Annotated in this window: 9 protein-coding genes; 1 reads left to right on the top strand and 8 read right to left on the bottom strand. The window is 66.8% G+C overall.

The annotated features are described in order from the left end of the window. Positions 1-345 (bottom strand): BON domain-containing protein (locus N5D91_RS16880; RefSeq protein WP_279922713.1); only part of this gene is annotated, 345 nt, incomplete at its 3' end. Between the two features lie 170 nt (positions 346-515). Between N5D91_RS16880 and N5D91_RS16875 the strand changes: the two genes are divergently transcribed. Continuing rightward, on the top strand, positions 516-1,559 hold the full coding sequence (locus N5D91_RS16875; RefSeq protein WP_180855311.1) for an oxidoreductase: 1,044 nt from the start codon (positions 516-518) through the stop codon (positions 1,557-1,559). Positions 1,560-1,995: 436 nt separating this feature from the next. Here the strand turns inward: N5D91_RS16875 and gnd are convergent, their stop codons facing one another. The 7 genes from gnd to N5D91_RS16840 all read right to left on the bottom strand — a co-directional run bounded on the left by gnd (position 1,996) and on the right by N5D91_RS16840 (position 9,489). Then, positions 1,996-2,901 carry a phosphogluconate dehydrogenase (NAD(+)-dependent, decarboxylating) gene (gnd, locus tag N5D91_RS16870; RefSeq protein ID WP_133935587.1) on the bottom strand — a complete coding sequence of 302 codons (906 nt, stop codon included), beginning with the start codon at positions 2,899-2,901 and terminating at the stop codon, positions 1,996-1,998. A gap of 10 nt (positions 2,902-2,911) precedes the next feature. Continuing rightward, positions 2,912-4,150 carry a hypothetical protein gene (locus N5D91_RS16865; RefSeq protein WP_164162860.1) on the bottom strand — a complete coding sequence of 413 codons (1,239 nt, stop codon included), beginning with the start codon at positions 4,148-4,150 and terminating at the stop codon, positions 2,912-2,914. Positions 4,151-4,167: 17 nt separating this feature from the next. Beyond that, positions 4,168-4,776: a DUF2242 domain-containing protein gene (locus tag N5D91_RS16860; protein WP_110713723.1), complete on the bottom strand. Its 609-nt coding sequence runs from the start codon at positions 4,774-4,776 to the stop codon at positions 4,168-4,170. A 224-nt stretch (positions 4,777-5,000) separates the two neighbouring features. Then, on the bottom strand, positions 5,001-7,178 hold the full coding sequence (locus tag N5D91_RS16855) for a carboxy terminal-processing peptidase (protein ID WP_049429375.1): 2,178 nt from the start codon (positions 7,176-7,178) through the stop codon (positions 5,001-5,003). Positions 7,179-7,483: 305 nt separating this feature from the next. Then, a complete protein-coding gene (gene lipA, locus N5D91_RS16850; protein WP_180855313.1) occupies positions 7,484-8,494 on the bottom strand; it encodes a lipoyl synthase in 1,011 nt (336 codons plus the stop codon). Between the two features lie 18 nt (positions 8,495-8,512). Further along, a complete protein-coding gene (lipB, locus tag N5D91_RS16845) occupies positions 8,513-9,223 on the bottom strand; it encodes a lipoyl(octanoyl) transferase LipB (protein ID WP_180855315.1) in 711 nt (236 codons plus the stop codon). Further along, positions 9,211-9,489, bottom strand: a complete 279-nt coding sequence (locus N5D91_RS16840) for a YbeD family protein (RefSeq protein ID WP_005411067.1) — start codon at positions 9,487-9,489, stop codon at positions 9,211-9,213. Before N5D91_RS16840 ends, lipB begins: the two co-directional genes overlap by 13 nt. Positions 9,490-9,534 lie beyond the last annotated feature (45 nt).

The raw sequence follows: 9,534 nt of genomic DNA, 5'->3' as shown, positions 1-9,534 counted from the left end.
ATCGACGCGGGTCACGCCCTTGATGCCCTTGGCGGTGGTGACCGCCTTGTCCTTTTCAGCCTGGGTGGCCACGGCACCGCTCAGGCTGACCACGCCGTTCACGGTTTCCACCTTGATTTCAGTGCCCGGAACGTTGCTGCTGGCCAGCAGATCGGCCTTCACCTTGGTGGTGATCCAGGTATCGGTCACCGGCTCGTTGGAGTCATGGCGATCGGCATGGGTTGCCGGATGGGTGCTGGTCGGCGGGCTCTTCGCGGCCGGGTCCTTGGCGAATGCAGCCGAGGAGGACAGCGCCAGGCCCAGGGTCAGGGCGGAAGCAATCAGCGTGCGGGTGGTATTGCTCATCGTGTCGTACTCCTTCGGGATGTGCTGCCAGTCTGGACAAGCCTCCGTAGAGCAGGCGTGGCGTTGCGGTCATGCCGCTGTGAATCGAGGCGATTCCAACGGCAACGGTTCAGTTTTGGCCTGTACGCAGGTGTCGTTTACCCTGCCCTTCCCATTGCCGGAGCCGTCTCATGCGCCCCGACCTGCAACTGGCCCTGATCGGCTACGGCCTCGCCGGCCGCGTCTTCCATGCGCCGCTGATCCAGCACACGCCGGGCCTGGTGCTGCACAGCATCGTCAGTTCGCAGCGCGACACGTTGCTGCGCGCGTTCAGCGACGTGCACGTGCGCGCCACGCCGCAGGAGGTGTTCGACGACCCGGCGGTGGACGCGGTGGTGATCGCCACACCGAACGCACAACATGCACCGCTGGCGATCGCGGCGTTGGCCGCGGGCAAGCATGTGCTGGTCGACAAGCCGTTCGCGCTGGATGTCGCTGAAGCCGAAGCGGTGCTGGCTGCGGCACGTGATGCCGGACGCATCGCCACCGTGTTCCAGAACCGGCGTTTCGATGCGGATTTCCTCACCCTGCAGGCGCTGCTGGCCGAAGGCACGCTCGGTGACGTGGCCGAGTGCCACGCGCACTTCGACCGCTACCGGCCGCAGGTGCGCGACCGCTGGCGCGAACAGGACGGCCCGGGCAGTGGCCTGTGGTACGACCTTGGCCCGCATCTGCTGGACCAGATGCTGGTGCTGTTCGGCTGGCCCGAGGCGATCGATGCCGATCTGGCCGTGCAGCGCGAAGGCGGCAGCGGCATCGATTACTTCCACGCGGTACTGCACTACCCGTGGCATCGCGCGATCGTGCATGCCGGTTCGCTGGTGGCGGCGCCCACGCCGCACTTCAGTGTGCATGGCAGTCGTGGCAGCTGGATCAAGCATGGGCTGGACGTGCAGGAGGCACAGCTGCGGCGCGGTGTTGCGCCAGGGGCGCCGGGCTGGGGCATCGACCCACGGCACGGCGAGTTGGTGCGCTGCGATGCCGAGGACAATGTGCAGCGCAGTACCGTGGACAACCTGCCGGGCGACTACCGGCGGCTGTATTCGCAGTTCGCGGCGGCGATGCACGGCGATGGCGAAGCCACGGTCAGTCCGGTGCAGGCACTGCAGTTGATGCGGTTGCTGCAGGCCGGCATGGACAGCGCGCGCGAAGGGCGGCGGGTGCAGTTGGGATGATCGGCAGGGCTGGGCCCTGCACCTGCCGATTCAACGGCAACGTCAACGGCAACGTCAACGTCAACGTCAACGTCAAAAGCAAGCTATCCGTGAGCTGGCGGGATGGGTCCGGTTGCGGGGGACGCCGTAAATACGTCCATGTAGGCTCGATCGCGCCTTGCTCGTGTGCGCTGTCCTGCGCACACGGCAAGACCGGGGTTGGGCGTCCTGCCCAACCCGCCCGAGGCATGCCTCGGGCCCATGGCGCTCACGCCCCCGCAACCGGACCCACCCCACCTTCGACAGATTCCCGCGCCCGACGGCAGGTGTCGACCTTGGTCGACACATCGACGTGGAAACCATCGGAGGCGGCTTTTGCAGAGTCGAGCCATGCTCGACTGGCTGCATGGGGGCAGAGCCCTTTCCTGCGGAAAGGGATCCGACCCCACCGCAGTGCTTACGACTTCTTGATGGCGTGGCCGCCGAATTCATTGCGCATCGCCGACAGCAGGCGATCGGTGAACGAATTCGATTCGCGCGACCGCAGGCGTTCCAGCAGCGACAGGGTGATCACCGGTGCCGGCACGTCCAGCGCGATGGCTTCGGCGACCGTCCAACGGCCTTCACCGGAGTCCTCCACGTACGGGGCGATGCCATCCAGCGAGGGATTGCGCTTGAGGGCTTCGGTGCTCAGGTCCAGCAGCCACGAACGCACCACGCTGCCGTGGCGCCAGACGTCGGCGACCTGGGCCAGGTCCAGTTCCATTTCCTGCTTGCGCTCCATCAGCGCGAAGCCTTCGGCGTAGGCCTGCATCATTCCGTATTCGATGCCGTTGTGGACCATCTTGGTGAAGTGGCCAGCCCCAGACGGGCCGACACGCGCCCAGCCGCGGTCTTCGGCCGGTGCCAGCGTGCGCAGCAGCGGTGCGATCTGCTCCACCACCGACGCTTCACCACCGACCATCAGGCTGTAGCCTTCCTGCAGGCCCCACACGCCACCGCTGGTGCCGCAGTCGACGTAGCCCAGATCGTCTTCGGCCAGGGCCTTGGCGCGGCGGATCGAGTCCTGGTAGTTGGAGTTGCCGCCGTCGATGACGATGTCACCTTCGGCCAGGTGCGGGGTCAGCTGGCCCAGGGTCTGGTCGACGGTTTCGCCGGCCGGCACCATCAGCCACACCACGCGCGGCACCGGCAGCGCGGCAACCGCGGCGGCCAGCGAATCAACCACCTCCAGGCCAGCCTCGGCGGCGCGCTGGCGGGCGCCTTCGCCCGGGTCGTAGCCGACCACGCGGTGGCCGCCACGATGCAGGCGCTGGGCCATGTTGGCGCCCATGCGGCCGAGGCCGATCATTGCAATGTCCATTGTTTCACCTTCAGTTGGGGTCTAGGGTCAGGCTGCCTGGCCTGCCGGTAGCCGCGCAGTGGCGCAGCTGCGCCTCGCGCCAACGCCGGTAGAGCGTGGTATGCAGATTGTGCACCGCCAGGTCGATCGAAAACGGCGTTCGCGGGTTGCGATCAAGCAGGCGGGCGACGTGGTAGCCGATGGGACGTATACCGCGTGGGTGCACATAGATCACGAACTGCTGGTAGAACGGATCGTCCAGCAGCTGATCCATGCGTTCCAGCGTGGCGTGGTAGCGCGGTTCCAGCCGTGCACGAAGGTTGGGATCGCGCTCGAACAGCAGGCGCTCGAAGTAGCGCTGGCCGATGCGCGGGATGCCCTGCGCGAGTTTCCAGAGTTCGACATTGCGCTGGTCGTACCAGGCCAGCCCACCGTGCATCGCCAGTGCCTGCGCAGCGTCTGCACCCACATCGACCACCACGAAGTTCTCGGCCTGGTTGCTCAGATCGTCCAGCGTGCTCTTGTCGTACACATGTTCGATGAAACCGGGCACGCCGACGAAGGCCTGCCGTCCCATCGCCGAGGTGCGCACCGCTTTGCCATCGGCGAAGAAGTCGCCTGCATGTGCGCCGAGCAGGATGCTGTCGGTGTCATGCAGGGCGAGGAAGGTGCCGATCGACAGTTCATCCGCTGCGAACTCCGTATCGAACGCGGCATCGCCATACAGCTCTCGTTGCGTGGCCAACTGCGCGACCTGGCGGCCGACCCCGCATTCGGCACGCACGGCACCGCTGTAGAACGCCTCCAGTGCATGACTGTTGCCCGCGCTCGGCACGAAGCCACGACCGAAACTGCGCGTGCGCTGCCAGCCTTGCGCGCGTGGGCCCTGTAGGCCGAAGCCGATCCAGCCCAGCTGCGGGCCGGAGAAGCGGAAGGTGGGATTGTCCTGCAGTGCCGAGGCCGCACGTTGCGTGGCTGCGCCCAGCTGGAACGCATAGGCACAGACCGTGGCCGGATCGTCCAGCAATTGTTGCAGCAACGCCTGGCGTGCTGCAGCGGACATTCCGGCCGGCCACCCCACGCGCAGATCGCCTGCCGCCTGTGCTTCAGCCAGCGAGGCACGTGTACACACCGGGCCGCCGTGCACCTGTGGTGCACCGGCCGTGACCTCGTCAAAGCGCCATCCCAGCCGCTGCAGCAGGCCCTGCGTGCAGTCCGGCGTTGCGGACGCAATGCCCAGCGCGGGCATCAGCAGGAGTGCCACGCCCATCAACCTGCCGCGCACGATCACCCTTGATCCGTGCTGCGGGCCGGTGCGGGCTCGGACGATGCAGGCTCGGACGATGCAGGCTCGGGCGGCGCGGGTTTGCCGGCATCCGCCGGCAGATACTGTTGCAGGCGCTGGAAGAAGCGCTGATAGAACCCGGCATCGGTGACGGTGCTGCTGGCCACTTTCACCAGCGAATCGTCATTACTGCCGAACGGCAGCGACACCGAGCCCAATGCACCCACGCCCACGCTGGCCGACGTCGGGCTCTTCTTCAGCGCGTAGCGGTCCTGCACCGCGCTGACGAACACCAGCGTCTGGCTGCCACGCGGCGCGCAGGAGATGCGCAGCACCAGCTGCTCGTGGTCGTCCTCGCGTGGCTGGAAATTCTTGTTTCCCTCCACCTGTGCCTCGTCGGAGCGGGCGATGGCGTAGCCCTGGCTGAGCAGGGTGCGCCGTGCGGCCTCGCAGGCGTCACCGGGACGGCCATCGACGGTACGCGAGAAGGTGTCGCCGGAATCAAAGGATTCGCGCAGCAACGTGCTGTCGGCGGCGCGGCCACCACAGGCCGACAGGATCAGGGCGCTGGCGAGCGCCACGGCAGCACTGGAAAGACGGGAGGCCCGCATGGGTACTCCTGCGAGGACGGTACCGCCAAGGGTAGCCCTGCGGCCGTGTGCGGCAGGTCGAAACCGGCGTGACCGAGCCACCCCGTTGCTGCCGGTTCATGCACAGAAAAGGGGACGGAGGGGATTAAGTCGCTTGTGCCACAAACGACTTAATCCCCTCCGTCCCCTTTTACGCAGAAGGGCCGGCAATGCCGGCCCCTCGGGTATCACATGCCGTCGCCGGCTCAGTCGGCCCAGCGACCAGCGCCGGTCGACTGCGGCAGCACCTGCGCCGACAGCGGGCGATCATTGGCCAGCAGGTTCACCGCATCGGCCAGGATCGAGGCCGACTCGCGCAGCAGCGGGTCCGGACGCTTCTCGGCGGCCTTCTCGCGCGCTGCATCCTTGACGATGTCGCGCTCGTTGCCAGTCAGGCCGTCGTCGTTGCTGTCATCGGCCAGCGGGTCCAGGGCCAGGCCCAGTTCCTTGCGCATCGCCTGGCGCTCCTTGCGCTGGGTGTCCTGGCGCTCACGCTCGGCGCGGCGGGTGGCCTCGTTGAGCGAGATGTACTTCTTCGCGGCCTCGGTGCGGAACTGCTGCACGTCCTCGTTCCACCACTGGAATTCCTTGTCGGCGGCGATGCGCGCGTCATGGCGGGTTTCCAGCTTCGGCAGCAGCGGCGCGAAGTTGCCGTACTGGGTGTGCGGCACGGCGGCGATGCGGGTCCACGGCAGCGCGTTGTCGTAGGTGCTCTCGCCGAATTCGGTGGCATCGACGCTGGCCGGGAAGGCCAGGTCCGGCACCACACCCTTGTGCTGGGTGCTGCTGCCGCTGATGCGGAAGAACTGGGCGATGGTCAGCTTCACCTGGCCGAAGCGCTGGGTCTCGCCACTCGGCCAACGGTCCAGGTCGACGATGTTCTGCACGGTACCCTTGCCGAAGCTGGTCTCACCGATCACCAGGCCACGTCCGTAATCCTGGATGGCACCGGCAAAGATTTCCGAAGCCGAGGCCGAACCGCGGTTGATCAGCACCGCCAGCGGGCCATCCCATGCCACGCCCTGGTTGCGGTCGCTGTTGACGGTGACGCGGCCACCGGACTCGCGCACCTGCACCACCGGGCCCTGCTCGATGAACAGACCAGTCAGTTCAATGGCTTCATCCAGCGAACCACCACCGTTGTTGCGCAGGTCCAGCACCACGCCGTCCAGCTTGTCGTTCTTGAAACCAGCCAGCAGCTTGGCCACGTCGCGGGTAGCCGAGGCATAGTCGGCGGCATTGCGGCGACGGCCTTCGAAGTCCTGGTAGAAGGTCGGCAGCTTGATCACGCCGATCTTCCGTGCCGGCTCGCCGTTGGCGGCCGGAATGGTCATGGTCTCGCCCTTGGCGGCCTGTTCGGCCAGGCGCACCTTCTGCCGGGTCAGCACCAGGGTGTGGTGCTTGCCGTCGGCACCTTCGGCGGCCGGAATGAATTCCAGCTTGACCTGGGTGTCCTTGGCGCCGCGGATCTTGGCCACGACATCGTCGATGCGCCAGCCGATCACGTCCTCGACCAGACCGGACTTGCCCTGGCCAACGCCGACGATGCGGTCACCCGGCTTCAGCGTGCCATCCACGGCGGCCGGACCACCGGCGATGATCTCGCGGATCACCACCACGTCGTCCTGGCGCTGCAGCTGCGCACCGATGCCTTCCAGCGACAGCGACATCGCCTGGTTGAAGTTCTCGGCGGTGCGCGGGGTGAAGTAATCGGTGTGCGGATCAACCGCGCTGGTGTACGAGTTCATGAAGAACTGGAAGACGTCTTCGCCCTTCAGCTCGTTGACCGACTTCTCCAGCGTCGCGTAGCGCTTGTCCAGCGTCTTGCGGATGTCATCCGGCTTCTTGCCAGCCAGCTTCAGGCGCAGCCAGTCGTTCTTCACCGACTTGCGCCACAGCTCGTCCAGTTCGGCGCTGCTGGCCGCCCACGGCACCTTCTTGCGGTCGTATTCGAAGCGCTCGTCGGTGGTGAAATCCGGCTCCTGCTTGAGCAGCTTGCGCGCGTAGGCCACGCGTTCGCCGACGCGCTGCTTGTAGACCGCGAACACCTGGAACGCCGGCTCCAGCTCGCCGCCACGGATGGCCGAGGAAATGTTGGCTTCGAACGGCGCGAAGCGCGCCACGTCGGCCTGGGTGAAGTACTGCTTGCCGCCGTCCAGCGTCTCCAGGTAGCGCTTGAACACGTCCTTGGAGGTGGCCTCGTCCAGCGCACGCGGGCGATAGGCGTAACGGCTGTCGGACAGCAGGCCGTACACCAGCTTGGAGGTGGTCACCTGATCGGCGGTTGCCGCAGCGGGCAATGCCGGCGAATCGGCCTTGGCCGCCAGCGCCAGCGGCGCGACCAGCGCCAGGGCCATCAGGAATGCGGGGGCTTTGAATTTCATTGACGTGCTCGGAGGCGCCTTGCCAAGGGGGAGACTGCGGGGTGTTAAGACACCACGACAGTGCCGAAAGTTGCCGGGTTTGTCACCCGGCCGCGCTCGGTGGAAAACCAGCCTAGCCGGGCCGGTGTAGCAAATTGTGAATGCAGGCGAAGGCACGGCAGAGCCCTTGCTCGGCAGGCCGCCAGCAAGCAAGCCGAGCATGGGCTCGGCTCTACAGCAGGCAAAGGCGTGCGAACCAAGGTTCGCACCCACCGGCAGAGTGGTTCGCACCCACCGAAGGTGGCGGGCCGCGCCCGCCTGGGGCGTCAGGAGACCCCGGCGCCCTTGGCCTGCACGTCGGCGTGGTACGACGAGCGCACCATCGGGCCGGAGGCCACGTGGCTGAAGCCCAGCTCGTAGCCGTAGTCTTCCAGCGCCTTGTAGTCCTCGGGGGTCCAGTACTTCAGCACCGGGTGGTGATGCGCGGTCGGCTGCAGGTACTGGCCGATGGTGATCATGTCCACGTCGTGCGCGCGCAGGTCACGCAGGGTGGCCTTGATCTGTTCGAACTCTTCGCCCAGGCCCAGCATGATGCCGCTCTTGGTCGGCACGTCCGGGTGCTGCGCCTTGAAGTTCTTCAACAGGTTCAGCGACCACTGGTAGTCCGCACCCGGGCGCACGTTGCGGTACAGGTCCGGCACGGTCTCGATGTTGTGGTTGAACACATCCGGCGGGTTCTGCGCCAGGATCTCCAGCGCGCGCTCCATGCGGCCCTTGCCGCGGAAGTCCGGGGTCAGCACTTCGATGCGGGTGCCCGGCGACTTCTCGCGGATGGCGCTGATGCAGTCGACGAAGTGCTGGGCACCGCCGTCGCGCAGGTCATCGCGGTCGACGCTGGTCACCACCACGTACTTCAGCCCCATGTCGGCCACGGTCTGGCCGAGGCTGGCCGGTTCGTTGGCATCCGGCGGCTTCGGGCGGCCGTGGGCCACGTCGCAGAACGAGCAGCGGCGGGTGCAGACCTCGCCGAGGATCATGAACGTTGCCGTGCCGTGGCCGAAGCACTCGTGGATGTTCGGGCAGCTGGCTTCCTCGCACACCGTCACCAGGCGGTTCTCGCGCAGCTTGGCCTTCAGGTTCTGCACGGCATTGCCCGAAGGAATGCGCACGCGGATCCAGGACGGCTTGCGCAGCACCGGCGCATCGGCGAACTGCACCGGCGAGCGGTTGATCTTGTCACCGCCCAGCTGCTTGACCCCGGCCTGCAACGGCGCGGCGGACGGAGAGTCGCCCTGCACGATCTGCAGGGGAATGGAACGGGCGGTGGTTTCAGTCATGGCAGTTCCGGGGGGCGGTCAGGCGGCCGCAGAAAGATCGGGCAGTTCCGGCGTGTGCTGCAGCAGCAGGCCGAACTGGCGGGCCAGGTGGTCCAGCAGCACCGGCTTGACGGCATCCATCCCGGAGGGGCCGCCCAAGTCTACCACCGAGGTCACCTGCAACCCCTGATAGCCACAGGGGTTGATACGGTGGAAAGGTTCCAGGTCCATGGACACGTTGAAGGCCAGTCCGTGGAAGGTGCAGCCGCGGCGCACGCGGATGCCGAGTGCGGCGATCTTGGCGCCACCGACGTAGACGCCCGGGGCACCCTCGCGGCGTTCGGCGCCGATGTTCCACTCGGCCAGCGTGTCGATGATGGCCTGCTCGATGCGGCACACGTAATCGCGCACACCGATGCCCAAACGCGGCAGGCGCAGCAGCGGATAGACCACGATCTGGCCGGGGCCGTGATAGGTCACCTGGCCGCCGCGGTCCACGTGCAGCACCGGGATCTCGCCCGGCGCCAGCACGTGCTCGTCCTTGCCGGCCTGGCCCAGGGTGAATACCGGGTCGTGCTCGACCACCCACAGCTCATCGGCATCGGCGTCGCTGCGCTGGTCGGTGAAGCGCTGCATGGCGCGCCACACCGGTTCATAGGCCTGGCGGCCGAGGTCGCGGACCAGCGCCGGGCGCGGCGCGCGGTCTTCCGGGGCGGCTTCGGCCGGGCAGCTGTCGGCTACAGCGTCCACTTCACTTCCGGGTGGTCGCGCAGTGCCTGGTGCGCCAGGTCGTACTGTTCGCGGCTCTCGGCCTTGAACACGATGCGCACGGACACGTACTTGCCGTTGGAGGAATGCTTCCAGCTGATGCGTTCATTCACCACATCGATGCCGGCAGCCAGCAGCAGGCGGGGAAGCTCATGTTCCAGGCCGCGGTTGGCCGGGCCCATGGCACTGAGCTCGAACTGGCCGGGGAACTGGAAGCCGTGGTCGGGGTTGTCGGACTTGATTTCCATGCCCCCATTATCGGGCCGCAGGCCAACAAACCCAAGAGTATTCAT

Source organism: Stenotrophomonas sp. GD03794 (genome assembly GCF_029842145.1).
Lineage (GTDB): Bacteria > Pseudomonadota > Gammaproteobacteria > Xanthomonadales > Xanthomonadaceae > Stenotrophomonas > Stenotrophomonas riyadhensis.
Note: the sequence above shows the minus strand (reverse complement) of the source record. Positions and strands in the feature narration are given on the sequence as shown.